Origin of the sequence: Streptomyces spiralis (genome assembly GCF_014654675.1) — a bacterium.
GTDB classification, from domain to species: domain Bacteria; phylum Actinomycetota; class Actinomycetes; order Streptomycetales; family Streptomycetaceae; genus Streptomyces; species Streptomyces spiralis.
The window spans coordinates 62,294-78,189 of record NZ_BNBC01000028.1 but is presented as its reverse complement, the minus strand read 5'-3'; the positions used below and the strand labels follow the sequence as shown (position 1 = coordinate 78,189).

Here is a 15,896-nt window from a genome sequence, read left to right as displayed (position 1 = left end):
CGTGGCAGTCGTCGATGTATCCGAAGAGCTCAAGTCCCTCTCCTCGACCATGGAGTCGATCGAGGCCGTTCTGGACCTCGACAAGATGAGGGCAGACATCGCCGTGCTCGAGGAGCAGGCGGCCGCGCCGTCCCTGTGGGACAACCCGGACGAGGCGCAGAAGATCACCAGCAAGCTGTCCCACCTCCAGGCCGAGGTCAGGAAGGCGGAGGCGCTGCGCGGACGGATCGATGATCTCGCCGTGCTGTTCGAGCTCGCCGAGGCCGAGGACGACTCGGACACCCGCGCCGAGGCCGAGGCCGAGCTGACCGCGGTCAGGAAGGCGCTGGACGAGATGGAGGTCCGCACCCTCCTCTCGGGCGAGTACGACGCGCGCGAGGCCCTCGTCAACATCCGCGCCGAGGCCGGTGGCGTGGACGCCGCCGACTTCGCCGAGCGGCTGCAGCGCATGTACCTGCGCTGGGCCGAGCAGCACGGCTACAAGACCGAGGTCTACGAGACGTCGTACGCGGAAGAGGCCGGCATCAAGTCGACCACCTTCGCGGTGCAGGTGCCCTACGCCTACGGCACCCTCTCCGTCGAGCAGGGCACCCACCGGCTCGTCCGCATCTCGCCCTTCGACAACCAGGGGCGGCGGCAGACCTCCTTCGCCGGTGTGGAGATCCTCCCGGTCGTCGAGCAGTCCGACCACGTCGAGATCGACGAGTCCGAGCTGCGCATCGACGTCTACCGGTCCTCGGGCCCCGGCGGCCAGGGCGTGAACACGACCGACTCCGCGGTCCGCATCACCCACCTGCCCAGCGGCATCGTCGTCTCCTGCCAGAACGAGCGCTCCCAGATCCAGAACAAGGCCACGGCGATGAACGTCCTCCAGGCCAAGCTGCTGGAGCGGCGCCGTCAGGAGGAGCAGGCCAAGATGGACGCCCTCAAGGGCGAGGGCGGAAACTCCTGGGGCAACCAGATGCGCTCCTACGTCCTGCACCCGTACCAGATGGTCAAGGACCTGCGCACCGAGTTCGAGGTCGGCAACCCGGAGGCCGTGTTCAACGGCGAGATCGACGGGTTCCTGGAGGCCGGAATTCGCTGGCGCAAGCAGCAGGAGCAGGCTGCGAAGTAACTTAGTCGACAAGGCAACTGCCGCCTCCGGGGCGGCAGTTGCCTTTTTCGTTCCCGGAAGTCCGGGTTTTGCATCACGCTCACATTGCTCTTCGCCTCGCATAGAGCGCGTACCCGGACATCACGTACGCAACGGCCTTGACGTTGCTTTGAATTATGGGAATGGTAAAGCGCGGCATGCGCATCTCTGGGGCGCATGTGAACCGGGGGGCTTCATCGTTCAGCTACCTCCGTCGATCACTGCCCCGAGCGCGGCCTCACAGACGATTCGGCTACTGGGGGTAGCAACCATATGACGAAGAAGACGCGGATCCGGGTCGCGCGGATAGCCGCCGGCGCCGTGATCGCGGCCGGCGCCTCGCTGACCGCCGCGGGCGCGGCGTCCGCGCTGGATGCGAATGTTCAGGTCGGTCCGGTCTCGCTGGGCGTGAGCACGGGCAGCGGTGACGACTCGGGCGGCAACAGCGAGGGCACGAGCCAGGGCACCAGCGAAGGAACCAGCGAGGGCACGAGCCAGGGCACCAGTGAAGGCACGAGCCAGGGCACCAGTGAAGGCGCGTCGCTCGGTGTGACCGAGGGCACGTCCCAGGGGACCTCGCAGGGCACGTCCCAGGGCACGTCCCAGGGGACCTCGGAAGGCACGTCCCAGGGCACGTCGCAGGGGACCTCGCAGGGCACGTCCCAGGGCACGTCGCAGGGGACCTCGCAGGGCACGTCCCAGGGCACTTCGCAGGGCACGTCGGAAGGCACGTCCCAGGGGACCTCGCAGGGCACGTCCCAGGGCACGTCGGAAGGCACGTCCCAGGGCACGTCGGAAGGCACGTCCCAGGGCACGTCGGAAGGCACGTCCCAGGGCACGTCGGAAGGCACGTCCCAGGGCACCGCGCAGGGCACTTCCGAGGGCGCCACCGGCGACCAGGGCGAAGACGGAAGCGACACCGGCACCACCCCCGACGGCAACACCCCCGCCCCGCAGGACCAGGGCTCCTCGGCCCTGACCGACACCGGTTCCACCACCCCGGCCAACACCGCGCCGCAGGGCAACGGCAAGGAGCTCGCCGAGACGGGTGCCGGGCAGACCGCGTTCCTGCTGATCGGTGCCGCGACGATGATCGCCGGCGGTGTCGGCTTCCGTATCCTGCCGCGCCTGGTGTCGGGCCGCGGCGGAGCCGCAGCCTGAGCGTAGCCGCACGTCCACGGGGCGTACCCGGCATATGACGCCGAAGGGCCCGGAGCCTGTCGCTCCGGGCCCTTCGCGTGGTCCGATACGCCTCGCGGCCGGCTTAAGCCGTCTGGTGCGCCAGCAGCGCCACCGCGGCGATCAGCACCGCCAGCAGCGCGATCAGCGCCATCGGGTTCAGCCCCGCGAAGAAGTTCTCCTGCTGCAGCCGCTCGCGGTTCGCACGGCACACGGGGCACCGGCCCTCGCTCACGGGCGCCGCGCAGTTCGCGCACACCAGCCGGTCGTACGTCATGCGCTCGCCCTCCTTGCACCGGTTACCTCTACAACGCCCGCGGACACGCGAACGTTCCCCTCACCACAATGCCAGGTTCCCCGGATTTCAGCTCGGGCTCCCCTCAGGTCCCCCTGAAGCCCCCGTTCCTGCCCCGCCGAAGCGCAGACAAAACGTACAACTGGCCCGCAACCCAGACCGGCGACTGCGCTCGCGCACCCGACTCGCGTATGGTCACGCTCATCTACCCCCGGCGACCCGTGGTGCATCCGTGATCCGATTCGACAATGTCTCCAAGGTCTACCCCAAGCAGACCCGCCCCGCCCTCAGGGATGTCTCCCTGGAGGTAGAGAAGGGCGAGTTCGTGTTCCTGGTGGGGTCCTCCGGCTCCGGAAAGTCCACCTTCCTGCGGCTGATCCTCCGCGAGGAGCGGTGCAGCCACGGCCAGGTGCACGTCCTCGGCAAGGACCTCGCGCGCGTCTCCAACTGGAAGGTGCCGCAGATCCGCCGCCAGTTGGGGACGGTGTTCCAGGACTTCCGCCTCCTGCCGAACAAGACGGTCGCCGAGAACGTGGCCTTCGCGCAGGAGGTGATCGGCAAGTCGCGCGGTGAGATCCGCAAGTCGGTGCCGCAGGTGCTCGATCTCGTCGGGCTCGGCGGCAAGGAGGACCGTATGCCGGGCGAGCTCTCCGGTGGTGAGCAGCAGCGCGTGGCCATCGCGCGGGCCTTCGTCAACCGGCCCAAGCTGCTCATCTGCGACGAGCCCACCGGCAACCTCGACCCGCAGACCTCCGTCGGCATCATGAAGCTGCTCGACCGCATCAACCGGACGGGCACGACCGTGGTGATGGCGACCCACGACCAGAACATCGTGGACCAGATGCGCAAGCGCGTCATCGAGCTGGAGAAGGGCCGCCTCGTCCGCGACCAGGCGCGCGGCGTCTACGGCTACCAGCACTGAAGAGTCCACGTCGGAAAGGCTTGACCAGACGCCATGCGCGCCCAGTTCGTCCTGTCGGAGATCGGTGTCGGTCTCCGCCGCAACCTGACGATGACCTTCGCGGTCGTCGTCTCCGTCGCCCTGTCGCTCGCCCTGTTCGGCGGGTCGCTCCTGATGAGCGACCAGGTCACCAAGATGAAGGGCTACTGGTACGACAAGGTCAACGTCTCGATCTTCCTCTGCAACAAGAGCGACGCCGAGAACGACCCCAACTGCGCCAAGGGCGCCGTCACCGAGGACCAGAAGAAGGCGATCCTCGCCGACCTGAAGAAGATGTCGGTGGTCGAGACGGTCACCTACGAGTCCCAGGACGAGGCGTACAAGCACTACAAGGAGCAGTTCGGCGACTCCCCGCTGGCCGGCTCCCTCACGCCCGACCAGATGCAGGAGTCGTACCGGATCAAGCTGAAGAACCCCGAGCAGTACAAGGTCATCGCCAGCGCCTTCAACGGACGCGACGGCGTCCAGTCGGTCCAGGACCAGAAGGGCATCCTGGACAACCTCTTCGGGCTGTTGAACGGCATGAACTGGGCCGCGCGCGCGGTGATGGCGATGATGCTGGTGGTGGCGCTGATGCTGATCGTGAACACGGTGCGGGTCTCGGCGTTCAGCCGGCGCCGGGAGACCGGGATCATGCGGCTCGTGGGCGCCTCCGGCTTCTACATCCAGGCGCCGTTCATCATGGAGGCCGCCGTCGCCGGACTGATCGGCGGCACGGTGGCGTGCGGATTCCTGGTGACCGCGCGGTACTTCATCATCGACCACGGTCTCGACCTGGCGCACAAGCTCACGCTGATCAACTTCATCGGCTGGGACGCCGTGCTGACCAAGCTGCCGCTCATCCTCGCGACGAGCCTGCTGATGCCCGCGCTCGCCGCGTTCTTCGCGTTGCGCAAGTATCTGAAGGTGTGACACACGCCAACAGGGCCGTACGGCCAAGCGGACGTACGGCTGTGAGGCGTTGTCCTAGACTCACCGCCATGTCAGGTCGTGACCCGTTCTGTCAGCCCCGCCGCAACCGCGCCGGGGCCACCCTGACATTGGTCTTCGCGGGCGTGCTCGTGGCCGGCGCGGCGACCGGCTCCCTGCCCGGCTCCGTGCCGGACGGCGCCGGACGGAAGTCCTCCGCGCAGGCGGCCGGTTCGACCGAGCTCGAACCCGCCGGCCACCACGAACAGGTGACAAAGGCGGCCGAGGAGGCCATGGCCGCCGGAAAGTCCCCCATGGAGGCCGCCGAACGGGCCGTCAGCCGCAGCGGCGACCGCTGGGGCGCCGTCTACTCCCAGGGCGACTACGAGGAGTTCCAGGAAGCCCTGGACGGCCAGTACACCGGCGTCGGCCTGTCGGCGCGGCGCGAGCGGGACGGCCGTATCGACGTCTCCAAGGTGCAGCCCGGCTCGCCCGCGGCCGACGCCGGGATCCACCAGGGCGACCGGTTGCGCAGCGTGGACGGCGAGAAGGTGGACGGGCTGCCCGTCACGCAGGTCGTCTCCTTACTGCGCGGCGACGCCGAGGACGCCCCCGCGGGCACGGCCGTCACCCTGGGCCTCCAGCGCGGCACGCGCGTGTGGACGCAGACCGTGCGCCGCGCCCGTCTCTCGACGGACCCGGTCACCGAGCGGCGTCTGGCCGACGGGGTGACCGTCATCAAGATCACCGCGTTCACCAAGGGCGTGGGCGAGAAGGTCCGTACGGCGGTACGGCGGTCGCCCTCGGGCACCGGGATCATCCTGGACCTGCGGGGCAACTCCGGCGGCCTGGTCACCGAGGCCGTCACCACCGCCTCCGCCTTCCTCGACGGCGGCCTGGTCGCCACCTACGACGTCGACGGCACGCAGCGCGCCCTGCACGCCGGCCCCGGCGGCGACACCGGAAGGCCTTTGGTCGCGCTCGTCGACGGCGGCACGATGAGCGCGGCGGAGCTGCTCACCGGCGCCCTTCAGGACCGCGGCCGCGCGGTGGTGGTGGGCTCCCGCACCTTCGGCAAGGGCTCCGTGCAGATGCCGAGCCGGCTGCCCGACGGCTCCGTCGCCGAACTCACGGTCGGGCACTACCGCACCCCGTCGGGCCGCAGCGTGGACGGTCACGGCATCACTCCGGACCTGGACGCGGGCAGTGACGCCCTGGGACGGGCGCGTACGGTCCTCACGGGCCTGGGCGACGACGCCTCGTGACCGTGGGGGCTCCGACCGCGTACGCGGTGCCCGCCGACGCACGCCCCCGATAATCTTTCCCCGCGACCCCTCCGTAGTGCGAAAATGGTGGGCACTATGGCTAAGGAAAAAGGGCGCAAGCTGATCGCGCAGAACAAGAAGGCGCGGCACGACTACCACATCCTCGACACCTACGAGGCCGGCCTGGTCCTCACCGGCACCGAGGTGAAGTCGCTGCGCCAGGGGCGGGCCTCGCTGGTCGACGGCTTCGTGCAACTGGACGCTCACGAAGCGTGGCTGTACAACGTGCACGTGCCCGAGTACAGCCAGGGCACCTGGACCAACCACACCGCCCGCCGCAAGCGGAAGCTGCTGCTGCACCGGGTGGAGATCGAGAAGCTGGAGTCGAAGTCCCAGGAGACGGGTCACACGATCGTGCCCCTCGCCCTGTACTTCAAGGACGGCCGCGCCAAGATCGAGATCGCCCTGGCGAAGGGCAAGAAGGAGTACGACAAGCGCCAGACCCTGCGCGAGAAGCAGGACCGGCGCGAGGCGGACCGCGCGATGTCGGCGGTGCGCCGCAGGCAGCGCGCCTGAGCCGGGACCGAACCGGGAGCCGGGGCGGTAGCCGGGTCGGGAATGTTCCGGTGCCGGGTCGCGTTGGACCTGGTACGAACGCCGTACGACGGCCGGGTGACCGGCGGGAATACGGTGGCGTCGACGGGCGTTGTTCCGTACCATGGCACCTGCACCTCACGGCAGGTGCGCACCTTGAGAAATCAACATGGGGATGATCGGTTTCGACAGCGGCTGTCGAAGCAGGGGAAGCGTGTCGAGGAAGCGGCCATGATCTCGTAAACCACAGGCCGAAAAAAATAATCGCCAACACCAAGCGCGATTCCTCCCAGCAGGCCTTCGCCCTCGCTGCCTGATCTCAGGTAGCAGAGCGAGCCTCCTACTAAGGGAGTGTCAGCCCGGGGCTGTTCCCGACCCGGATCCTGGCATCAGCTAGGGGACTAAACCTTGATCCCGGTCACGGGGTGAAGAGGGAAACCACACAGTGACTGAGCCCGTCGGAGACTTGTCCGCGTGATCTCCGGGGCCGAGAAAATCGAAGCGGACTGCACACGGAGAAGCCCTGGTTCCGCACCGTTGGACGCGGGTTCGATTCCCGCCATCTCCACCCAGCTGGAGCCGGGGGCCTTGGCCCCCGGACCCCGCACCCCATGTGGGCAAGGCCCCGTCGCTTCCGAGCGGCGGGGCCTTCGTCGTTCCCGGGACCCGTCACCGGCCGCGCCGAAAAGGTTGTACGCCTCGTGTTGCACTTGCGTCCCGCTTCTGTCCCGCTTCTGTCCCGCTTTCGTGCCATGAGGAAAAACCGTTGACATGTAAAAGACACGTGTAAGGATCATGGAGTACCCCTGGGTCCCGCCGGCGGCACCGGTGTGCGCCATCGGGCCGGACCGGCGGTCGAACCCTTCCTCATGACCAACTGGAGGACCCTCGTGGTCAAAAGCTCCGGCCTGAACGCCCGCCGCGCGGTGGCGCGCGGCACCGTCGCGGCGCTCACCGCCGCACTGGTGGCGGCCGGTACCAGCGCCGCCGGCGCGGCGGACGCACCCGCCCGTACCGCGGCGCAGGTCTCCGTGAACGCCAAGCCGTCCGTCTCGAAGTACACCGCGAGCACCGCGACCGGCGGCACCCAGGTGAACGCGCTGTACGGCGTGAACAGCAGCGGCACCATCTACGGCTACGCGCCCAACGGCTCGGGCGGCCTCGGCTCCCGCGAGTATGTCGGTGACGGCTGGCAGGACTCCCGCTTCATCACCCAGGTCGACCAGAACGCCGACGGCCACTCGGACGGCCTCTGGGACGTCTACGGCAGCCAGCTGTACTACACCAAGTGGGACACGGACCCCCTGCTCATCGGCAGCGGCTGGAACATCTACAACCGCGTGCTCTCGGCCGGGAACCTCGGTGGTGCCTCCGCCGACGACCTGATCGCCCGGGACGGCTCCGGCGTGCTGTGGCTCTACCTCAGCTACGGCGACGGCAAGCTGACCCAGCGCCGCAAGGTCGGTAGCGGCTGGAACATCTACACCGACCTCACCGGCAAGGGCGACCTCACCGGTGACGGCAAGGACGACATCGTCGCCAAGGACAGCTCGGGCGTGCTGTGGCTCTACAAGGGCACCGGCGACTCCAACGCGCCCTTCGCCGCCCGCACCCGCATCGGTGCCGGCTGGAACACCTACAACAAGATCGTCTCCGTGGGCGACATCAACCTCGACGGGATCACCGACCTGGTCGGCCGCGACTCCACCGGCGCCCTGTACCTGTACAAGGGCACGGGCAAGGCGTCCGCCCCGTTCGCGTCCCGGGTGAAGATCGGCACCAGCGGCTGGAACACCTACCGCCTGCTGTTCTGACCCGAACCCCCGCCTTCCCCGAAGGCACCGCAACGGGCCGCTCCCTCCAGGAGCGGCCCGTTCCGCGTGCAGCGGCCCATGTTGCGCATGTCTGCGACGGGTGATGTAGGCCAACTCGTAGCGGAACAGGGCGATACGATCTGCGGGCGCACTGAACGCGCCCTCCTTCCAAGGACGTTCCGGGCCCCACGCCTTCGGGGCCCGGCCCGAGCCTGAAGGCGGCAGTCACCGGGATCTTGGCTGCCTCGTCTGGAAGGAGGGCGCCGATGGGGTGCCACCGGAAGGAAAAGCCGAAGAAGAAGCCCCTGTACAAGCGGATCGCCGCGGTGATCCGGGAGTTCGGGAGGTGGCTCGTCGGGCGGTGACCGGCAGTCCTCAGAACTAGTGAGGGCTCCCGGTCGGTAACCGCCTTCCGGTGAAAAGGGGTCCCCGCTTGGATGCCGGTCCGGGCGGGGGCCTCCCTCTCATCGAACCACACCGGGCACGTGCTCGGCATCCTTCGGCGCGGGCGAACGCAAGACCGCCGGGTCACCCGGTCCGTCGGACGAGGGAGATCAGCAGCGCCACCGCCGCGGCCGTGACCGGCACCCCGTAGGCCGCCGTCGGGGACAGGTGCTCCACCGCCCAGCCGCCGGCCGCGCTGCCGCAGCCGATGCCGCCGAGGAGGCCGGTCACCGCGAGGGTCATGCCCTCGTTGAGGCGGCCCTCGGGGGTGCGCTGCTGGACCAGGGTCATGTTGGTGACCATGGTGGGCGCCGTCGCCGTACCGGCCACGAGCAGTGCCCCCGACAGCAGCAGGAGGGAGCCGGTCAGAGCGGCGGCCAGCAGGGGCAGCGTCATGAGAACCGTCATCGCCGCCACGCACCACCGCAGCCGCCGGTCGGCCGGTCCCGCCGGCCGCAGCAGCCCGAACACCAGACCCGCCACGCACGACCCGGCCGCCTGCAACCCGAGCGCCACGCCCGCCACCGACCGGTGCCCCTGGGCGTCCGCGAACGCCACCGTGACCACCTCCATGGCCCCGAACACGGCCCCCATGGCGAGACAGACCGCGAGCTGCGCCGGCATGCCCGGGGCGCGCAGGGGTGCCTTCGCCCGGGACGACAGCGGCCGGGGCGGTGGCTCCGTCGAGCGCTGGGCGGCGAACAGCAGGATGCCCGTGAGCAGCAGCGCCGCCCCGGTCAGCGTCCCGGCCTCCGGGAAGACCGTGCCGCACAGGAAGGCCGCGAGGACCGGGCCGAGCATGTAGCACAGCTCGTCGGCCGCCTGCTCGAAGGAGTTCGCGGTGTGCAGGGCCTCGGGATCGCCCTTGAGCAGGTGGGCCCAGCGGGCGCGGGACATTCCGCCGGTGTTGGGGGTGGTCGCGGTGGCGGCGTAGGCGGCGAAGAGGGTCCAGTCCGGGGCGTCGTAGTGCACGCACAGCACCAGGGCCAGGCTGCCCAGCACCGCGCAGACGGTGGCGGGCACGGCGATGCGCGCCTGGCCGTGGCGGTCGACCAGCCGTGCGATCCAGGGCGCGGTCACCGCGGTCGCCGCCAGGCCGGTGGCGGTCACGGCGCCGGCGAGGGCGTACGAGCCGCGGGCCCCGGCGATCATGACGACCGCGCTCACGCCGAACATGCCCGAGGGCAGCCGGGCGATGAGGTTCCCGGCGGTGAAGGCGCGGGCGCCGGGGAGGGCGAAGAGACGGCGGTAGGGGTTGCCCGTCGCCGGAGCGGTCGCGGTGGGTACGGCTCGGTCGGTCGTTCCGGTGGGCGTTCCGGGGGTCGCTTCGGCGTTCGTCGGTGGCATGTCCACCACCGTCGCGCGTAGTGGATCACCTGGTCCAACACCTTGTCGGTGCCGATTCACGCACTCACGTTGTAAGTTCACCGCATGCCCGACCTGCCCGGCCGCCGCCCCCTGGACCCCCGCCTGCTCCGCGCCTTCCTCGCCGTCGCCGAGGAACTGCACTTCACGCGCGCCGCGGCGCGGCTGTACGTGGCCCAGCAGGCGCTCAGCCGCGATGTACGGCGACTGGAGCGGGAGTTGGGCGCCGAGCTGTTCGTGCGGACGACCCGGCTGGTGACCCTGACCGCCGACGGCGAGCGGCTGGTGCCGTACGCACGCCGGGTGCTGGACGCCCAGGACGAGTTGCTGGCCGCCTTCGGACAGGCCCGCCCGCTGCTCGTCGACCTGAACTCGCCGGGCCTGGCCACCGGCCGCCGCGTGCTGTACCGGGCCCGCGAACTCGCCCCGGAACACGAGATCATGGCCCGTTTCGAGAGCGGTCTGACGGGCGCGGCGGCCGAGTTGCTGGCGGGCCGCCTGGACGCCTCGTTCGGTCGGTACGCGGGCCTGGACCCGGCGCTGCGGGCCATGCTGGACCACCAGTTCGTGCGGTACGAGCCGATGGCGGTCGTCCTGCCCGAGGGCCACCCGCTGGCCCCGCTGCCCCAGGTGCCGCTGGCCGCGCTGGAGGGCGAGACCGTGTACGCCGGCGCCGGGAACCCGCGCACCCCGGAGTGGACCGACCTCGCGCACCGCCTGTTCGACGGCCGGGGCATCGCGGTCGCGCCACCGGCTCCGCTGGCCGTCGGGGTCGAGGAGTTCGAGCGGCTGATGGCCAAGACCGGTCACCCGGTGCTCGCGGTGGTCGGCTTCCCGCCCCTGCCCCGGACCGTCGTACGGCCGCTCGTCGACCCGGTTCCGCTGTCGCCGGTGTCACTCGTGTGGCGTAGGGGGCTGGTGCATCCTGCGTTCGACGCCCTGCGGCGCGCGGCGGCGGAAGTGGCGGCACGTGAAGGCTGGTTCCTGCGACCCGAAACAGGATGGATTCCAGCCATCGACGAATCAGCGGCGAATCGGTCAATTCCGTTCACCATTGATCTTCACGATTCCTGACCACCTTTGCAGGCGTAAGTTCGTGACCGCCGAGCACGGTGGGACAACGGGGGCGCTCGGGCAGGTGGGGGCCTGTTCCGGCGGCGTGGGGCTCGGAGTCGTACGCGCACCCGGAACACTCCCGTGGGGGAAGCTACGTGCGCGTGAACAAAGGGCCGGAAGAGGCCCAACCCGAATGGCCCGCGGCCGCGTCCGCGACCGGAGCGGTGCCCGCCGCCGAGGGCGACGGCGACGGTGACGGCGACGTCGGCGAGGACGCCCAGACGTTCCCGGAGACCGGCACCGGCCGTGCGCTGCGGGTCGAGGACCCGTGGGAGGAGCCCGGACGCGACGGCTCCGATCCGGGCGAACTGACCGTCCGCCTCGACCGTGTCGAGGGCAGCCCGGACGACACCGGCTCCCCGGACCCGGACGGCCGCGAGGGCGGCGGCTCCGAGGGACCCGTCTTCGTCGACGCCTCCGGCCGCCGCAGCCGGCGCTTCCGCCGGTTCGGCATGGCGGTGGGGCTCGCCTGCGCGGTCTACGCCGTCGTCATCGTCGTCACCCTCCTCTCGGGCAACTCCGACGCACCCTGGTTGCCGGTGCCCGGACAGGCCGACGACCGGCCGGCCGGCAAGGTCGACACCTCCCCGGTGCCCTCGGACCCGGCACGACCGCCCGGCACGGGAGACGGCGTCGCCGTACCAGGAGTGCCGGGCGCATCGGGGGTGCCGAACGTACCGGGGATCTCCGCCTCGGCCTCCGGCTCCGGCAAGCCGTCCGCGGGCCCCGGTGCCACGGCGCCCCAGTCCTCCGCCGGTGCGCGGCCGGGAACCTCGGCCTCTCCCGGGCCGAGCGGTACGGCGAGCGGCGGGCCCAAGCCGCCCGGCAACGGCGGTTCGACCGGACCCGTCGTCGGTCCGACCCCGCCGCCGGCCTCCACCTCACTCGACCCGAGCCCCAGCGGCACCGGCGGCGCGTCCTCGCCCGACCCGTCGCCGTCCTCCGGCGGAGGCGGCAGCGGGAGCACGAGCGGCTCCGGCCCTGGTTCCGGAACGGTCGCGGAGGGGCCGGGCACCCCGGTGCCCGTGACGAGTGAGCCGGCACCGGGAACCAGCGGGGGACCGGGCCCCACGACGGCACCCGGACCCACCTCCGCGCCGGGTCCCGCCGGAACGTCCGGGACCTCCGGCGCCTCCGGCGGTGCGTCGGCCCCGGCGGCCACGGGAAACCTCGCCTGATGGCGGCCCGCCTCCGTCGCGGCGACGCACGCCGCCCCGCCGATCACCGCCCCGGCGACCGCCGCCCCGCTGCCGGGCGCCGTCCTGCCGCCCGCCGTCCCGCGGCGCGCAACCGCCCTGCCGCGCGCCTGCCCCTGCGCCACCTGCTGCCCACGCTCGTGCTCGCCGCCCTGATGGCGATGCTGATGCTGCGCGGCTATGTGCACAGCGAGATCCTGGCCGACCACCGCATCCGCCCCGAGGCCGCCACCGACAAGGTGCCGGAGAAGATCCTCGACGGCGGCCCGGTCATCGACACCCGCGGCGGGCAGGCGACCAGCCTGCGCGTGCCCGACCACCGCCTGGTCCTCACCTTCGACGACGGCCCCGATCCGACCTGGACGCCGAAGGTGCTGGACGTGCTCAAGAAGCACCACGCCCACGCGGTCTTCTTCGTCACCGGCACCATGACCTCCCGCTACCCCGACCTGGTCAGGCGCATGGTGGCCGAGGGCCACGAGGTGGGCCTGCACACCTTCAACCACCCCGACCTCTCCTACCAGTCCTACAAGCGCATCGACTGGGAGCTGTCGCAGAACCAACTGGCCATCACCGGCGCGGCCGGCGTGCGGACCTCGCTCTTCCGGCCGCCGTACTCCTCCTTCGCCGACGCCATGGACAACCGGTCCTGGCCGGTGACCGAGTACATCGGCAGCCGCGGCTACATCACCGTGGTCAACACCGCCGACAGCGAGGACTGGCAGAAGCCGGGCGTCGACGAGATCATCCGCCGGGCCACCCCGAAGGGCGGCAAGGGCGCGATCGTGCTGATGCACGACTCCGGCGGCGACCGCCACCAGACCGTGCAGGCCCTGGACCGCTACCTGCCCGAACTCCAGGCGCGCGGCTACCGGTTCGACAACCTCACCGAGGCACTCGGCGCGCCCAGCGCGCTCACCCCGGTCACCGGACCCGACCTGTGGAAGGGCAAGGCCTGGATCTTCCTGGTCCAGGCCGCCGACGGCATCACCGACGGCCTGGGCGTCTGCATGGCCCTGGTCGGCGGCCTGGTCATCGCCCGCTTCGCCCTGATGCTGCTGCTCTCCGGCGCGCACGCCCGCCGGGTACGCCGCCCCGGCTTCCGCTGGGGAGAGCCGGTCACCGAGCCGGTGTCGGTGCTGGTGCCGGCGTACAACGAGGCCAAGTGCATCGAGAACACGGTCCGTTCCCTCATGGCGGGCGAGCATCCGGTCGAGGTCGTGGTGGTGGACGACGGCTCGGCCGACGGCACCGCGGACATCGTCGAGGCCCTGAACCTGCCCGGCGTACGGGTGGTGCGCCAGCCCAACGCGGGCAAGCCGGCCGCCCTCAACCGCGGTATCGCGCACGCCTCGCACGACCTGATCGTCATGATGGACGGCGACACCGTCTTCGAACCGTCCACCGTCCGCGAGCTCGTCCAGCCCTTCGGCGACCCAAGGGTCGGTGCGGTGGCCGGCAACGCCAAGGTCGGCAACCGGAACTCGCTGATCGGCGCCTGGCAGCACATCGAGTACGTGATGGGCTTCAACCTCGACCGGCGCATGTACGACACCCTGCGCTGCATGCCGACGATCCCGGGCGCGGTCGGGGCGTTCCGGCGGTCCGCACTGAAGCAGGTCGGCGGCATGAGCGACGACACGCTCGCCGAGGACACCGACATCACCATGGCGCTGCACCGCGCCGGCTGGCGGGTGGTGTACGCCGAGGACGCCCGCGCCTGGACCGAGGCACCCGAGTCGGTCCAGCAGTTGTGGTCCCAGCGCTACCGCTGGTCCTACGGCACCATGCAGGCGATCTGGAAACACCGCCGGGCCCTGCTGGACCGCGGGCCGTCCGGCCGCTTCGGCCGCGTGGGCCTGCCGCTGGTGTCCCTGTTCATGGTGGTGGCCCCGCTGCTCGCACCCCTGATCGACATCTTCCTGCTCTACGGCGTGGTCTTCGGCCCGACCCAGAAGACGATCCTGGCCTGGCTGGGCGTCCTGGCCATCCAGGCGACCTGCGCCGCGTATGCCTTCCGCCTGGACCGCGAACGCATGACGCACCTGATCTCCCTGCCGCTCCAGCAGATCCTCTACCGCCAGCTGATGTACGTCGTCCTGCTCCAGTCCTGGATCACCGCGCTGACCGGCGGCCGGCTGCGCTGGCAGAAACTGCGCCGCACGGGCGTGGTGGAGGCACCCGGTGGACCGGGCGGACCCGGCGGACCGGCACCGCGCGAGCGCGTGAGGGTGACCCCCGAGATGCCCGAGGCACTCGGGACCTCTGAGGCGACGACCGCGACCTCCGAGGCGACCGAGACGACCGATCGGAGGCCGGTGGCATGACGCAGGCCCTCGCCCCGGAGAACGCGGCCGGCCGCAAACCGGCCGGCGGCCGGGACCGCTACCTGGACCTCCTGCGCGCCCTCGCCCTGCTCCGGGTGGTCATTTACCACCTCTTCGGCTGGGCCTGGCTGACGGTGCTGTTCCCGTCGATGGGCGTGATGTTCGCGCTGGCGGGCTCCCTGATGGCACGCTCGCTGGACCGTCCGGCGGCAAGCGTGATCAAGGGCAGGCTGAGAAGGCTCCTGCCGCCGCTGTGGGCGTTCGGCGCGATCCTCCTGCCCCTGATGCTGGCGGCCGGCTGGAACCCGGTGAAGGACCCCGACATCGGCGGCGCGGCCGGCCTGGTGAAGCTCCTGACCTACGTCGTCCCGGTGGGCTCCCCGCCGTACCCCGAGCACCTGGGCTCCGACTCCGGCCTGCTGGACGCGACCTGGGCGGACGACGCGGCGGGCCCGCTGTGGTACCTGCGGGCGTATCTGTGGTTCGTCGTGGCGTCGCCCCTGCTGCTGCGGGCGTTCCGCCGGGCCCCGTGGCCGACCCTGCTCGCCCCGCTCGCCCTGACCGCGGTGGTCGGCACCGGCCTGGTGACGATCCCCGGCGAGACGGGCGACGCGGTGACGGACTTCGCGGTCTACGGCGGCTGCTGGATCCTGGGCATCGCCCACCACGAGGGACTGCTGCGGAGGATCCCCCGCTACGCGGCGGTCTCGGTCTCGTCCGTGCTGATGGCCTTCGCGCTGTGGTGGGCGTCCGGCCACCAGGGCCCCGACGGCTGGGACCTGAACGACATCCCGCTCGCCCAGGCGACCTGGTCCTTCGCGATCGTCGTGATCCTGCTCCAGTACTCCCCGTCCTGGCAGCGGTTCCCCGCCCGGCTGCGCCGCTGGGAGCCGCTGATCACCCTCGCCAACAACCGTGCGGTCACGATCTACCTCTGGCACAACCTGCTCATAGCCCTCACCGTCCCCCTTCTCGACCAGGCCTACAACCTGCCCTTCCTGCAAGGCGACCGCGCGTCGGCGTTCCTGGACTCGACCTACGGCCTGTGGATGTTCGTCCTGGTGTGGCCGCTGATCGCCGCCGCGATCCTCGCCTTCGGCTGGATCGAGGACCTGGCGGCGAAACGGAGGCCACGGCTGTGGCCGACCGGGAAGCGGTGACCGAACGCCGCCGCAGGAGGACCACGAGGACCGCAAGGACCGTGTGGGCTGCGAGGACGGTGAGGGCCGCGGGGGACCTCTCACCGTCCCACCCCGTGAGGTGAGAGCAACGTTCCCTTGCGGTGACCCACCGCCA

13 protein-coding genes and 1 other RNA gene are annotated in these 15,896 nt (G+C 70.8%); 12 read left to right on the top strand and 2 right to left on the bottom strand.

The features are described 5' to 3' along the window. Position 1: 1 nt before the first annotated feature. Together prfB and IE318_RS26535 are read left to right on the top strand one after the other, a co-directional pair. Complete coding sequence (prfB, locus tag IE318_RS26540; RefSeq protein ID WP_030167205.1) at positions 2-1,117, top strand: peptide chain release factor 2; 1,116 nt, start codon at positions 2-4, stop codon at positions 1,115-1,117. Positions 1,118-1,408: 291 nt separating this feature from the next. Then, positions 1,409-2,296, top strand: coding sequence for a hypothetical protein (locus IE318_RS26535; RefSeq protein WP_189904308.1), 888 nt, complete (start codon positions 1,409-1,411; stop codon positions 2,294-2,296). A 103-nt stretch (positions 2,297-2,399) separates the two neighbouring features. Here IE318_RS26535 and IE318_RS26530 read toward each other — a convergent pair whose 3' ends face one another. Next, positions 2,400-2,591: a hypothetical protein gene (locus IE318_RS26530; protein WP_016438128.1), complete on the bottom strand. Its 192-nt coding sequence runs from the start codon at positions 2,589-2,591 to the stop codon at positions 2,400-2,402. A gap of 250 nt (positions 2,592-2,841) precedes the next feature. On the opposite strand from IE318_RS26530, the gene ftsE reads away from it, so the two are divergent. The 6 genes from ftsE (at position 2,842) to IE318_RS26500 (ending at position 8,152) form a co-directional block, all read left to right on the top strand. After that, on the top strand, positions 2,842-3,531 hold the full coding sequence (ftsE, locus tag IE318_RS26525) for a cell division ATP-binding protein FtsE (RefSeq protein WP_030167209.1): 690 nt from the start codon (positions 2,842-2,844) through the stop codon (positions 3,529-3,531). A gap of 33 nt (positions 3,532-3,564) precedes the next feature. Next, positions 3,565-4,482 (top strand): permease-like cell division protein FtsX, encoded by a 918-nt coding sequence (gene ftsX / locus IE318_RS26520; RefSeq protein WP_030167211.1) that lies wholly within the window; start codon positions 3,565-3,567, stop codon positions 4,480-4,482. 68 nt (positions 4,483-4,550) lie between these two features. Then, complete coding sequence (locus IE318_RS26515) at positions 4,551-5,744, top strand: S41 family peptidase (protein ID WP_189904306.1); 1,194 nt, start codon at positions 4,551-4,553, stop codon at positions 5,742-5,744. A 96-nt stretch (positions 5,745-5,840) separates the two neighbouring features. Continuing rightward, positions 5,841-6,320 carry an SsrA-binding protein SmpB gene (gene smpB, locus IE318_RS26510; RefSeq protein ID WP_030167217.1) on the top strand — a complete coding sequence of 160 codons (480 nt, stop codon included), beginning with the start codon at positions 5,841-5,843 and terminating at the stop codon, positions 6,318-6,320. 189 nt (positions 6,321-6,509) lie between these two features. After that, positions 6,510-6,909, top strand: a transfer-messenger RNA (tmRNA) gene (ssrA, locus tag IE318_RS26505). A 298-nt stretch (positions 6,910-7,207) separates the two neighbouring features. Next, positions 7,208-8,152, top strand: a complete 945-nt coding sequence (locus IE318_RS26500) for an FG-GAP repeat domain-containing protein (protein ID WP_189904304.1) — start codon at positions 7,208-7,210, stop codon at positions 8,150-8,152. A gap of 528 nt (positions 8,153-8,680) precedes the next feature. Here IE318_RS26500 and IE318_RS26495 read toward each other — a convergent pair. Further along, on the bottom strand, positions 8,681-9,943 hold the full coding sequence (locus IE318_RS26495) for an MFS transporter (protein WP_189904302.1): 1,263 nt from the start codon (positions 9,941-9,943) through the stop codon (positions 8,681-8,683). An 84-nt stretch (positions 9,944-10,027) separates the two neighbouring features. On the opposite strand from IE318_RS26495, the gene IE318_RS26490 reads away from it, so the two are divergent. The 4 genes from IE318_RS26490 (at position 10,028) to IE318_RS26475 (ending at position 15,760) form a co-directional block, all read left to right on the top strand. Next, the gene (locus IE318_RS26490) at positions 10,028-11,035 is read left to right on the top strand and encodes a LysR family transcriptional regulator (RefSeq protein ID WP_189904300.1); all 1,008 of its coding nucleotides are present in this window, start codon (positions 10,028-10,030) and stop codon (positions 11,033-11,035) included. 137 nt (positions 11,036-11,172) lie between these two features. Further along, on the top strand, positions 11,173-12,255 hold the full coding sequence (locus IE318_RS26485) for a translation initiation factor IF-2 (RefSeq protein ID WP_229903758.1): 1,083 nt from the start codon (positions 11,173-11,175) through the stop codon (positions 12,253-12,255). Between the two features lie 173 nt (positions 12,256-12,428). Continuing rightward, a complete protein-coding gene (locus IE318_RS26480; protein ID WP_229903760.1) occupies positions 12,429-14,600 on the top strand; it encodes a bifunctional polysaccharide deacetylase/glycosyltransferase family 2 protein in 2,172 nt (723 codons plus the stop codon). Continuing rightward, positions 14,597-15,760, top strand: a complete 1,164-nt coding sequence (locus tag IE318_RS26475) for an acyltransferase family protein (protein WP_189904298.1) — start codon at positions 14,597-14,599, stop codon at positions 15,758-15,760. The genes IE318_RS26480 and IE318_RS26475 overlap by 4 nt, the downstream gene beginning before the upstream one ends. Positions 15,761-15,896: the final 136 nt, after the last annotated feature.

Bases quoted from the DNA above. Each gene is read 5' to 3' on its own strand.
- IE318_RS26475 (WP_189904298.1), top strand. From the start codon at position 14,597: ATGACGCAGGCCCTCGCCCCGGAGAACGCGGCCGGCCGCAAACCGGCC.
- IE318_RS26515 (WP_189904306.1), top strand. From the start codon at position 4,551: ATGTCAGGTCGTGACCCGTTCTGTCAGCCCCGCCGCAACCGCGCCGGG.
- IE318_RS26535 (WP_189904308.1), top strand. From the start codon at position 1,409: ATGACGAAGAAGACGCGGATCCGGGTCGCGCGGATAGCCGCCGGCGCC.
- IE318_RS26530 (WP_016438128.1), bottom strand. From the start codon at position 2,591: ATGACGTACGACCGGCTGGTGTGCGCGAACTGCGCGGCGCCCGTGAGC.
- ftsX (WP_030167211.1), top strand. From the start codon at position 3,565: ATGCGCGCCCAGTTCGTCCTGTCGGAGATCGGTGTCGGTCTCCGCCGC.
- IE318_RS26500 (WP_189904304.1), top strand. From the start codon at position 7,208: ATGACCAACTGGAGGACCCTCGTGGTCAAAAGCTCCGGCCTGAACGCC.
- IE318_RS26495 (WP_189904302.1), bottom strand. From the start codon at position 9,943: ATGCCACCGACGAACGCCGAAGCGACCCCCGGAACGCCCACCGGAACG.
- IE318_RS26490 (WP_189904300.1), top strand. From the start codon at position 10,028: ATGCCCGACCTGCCCGGCCGCCGCCCCCTGGACCCCCGCCTGCTCCGC.
- IE318_RS26480 (WP_229903760.1), top strand. From the start codon at position 12,429: ATGGCGATGCTGATGCTGCGCGGCTATGTGCACAGCGAGATCCTGGCC.
- smpB (WP_030167217.1), top strand. From the start codon at position 5,841: ATGGCTAAGGAAAAAGGGCGCAAGCTGATCGCGCAGAACAAGAAGGCG.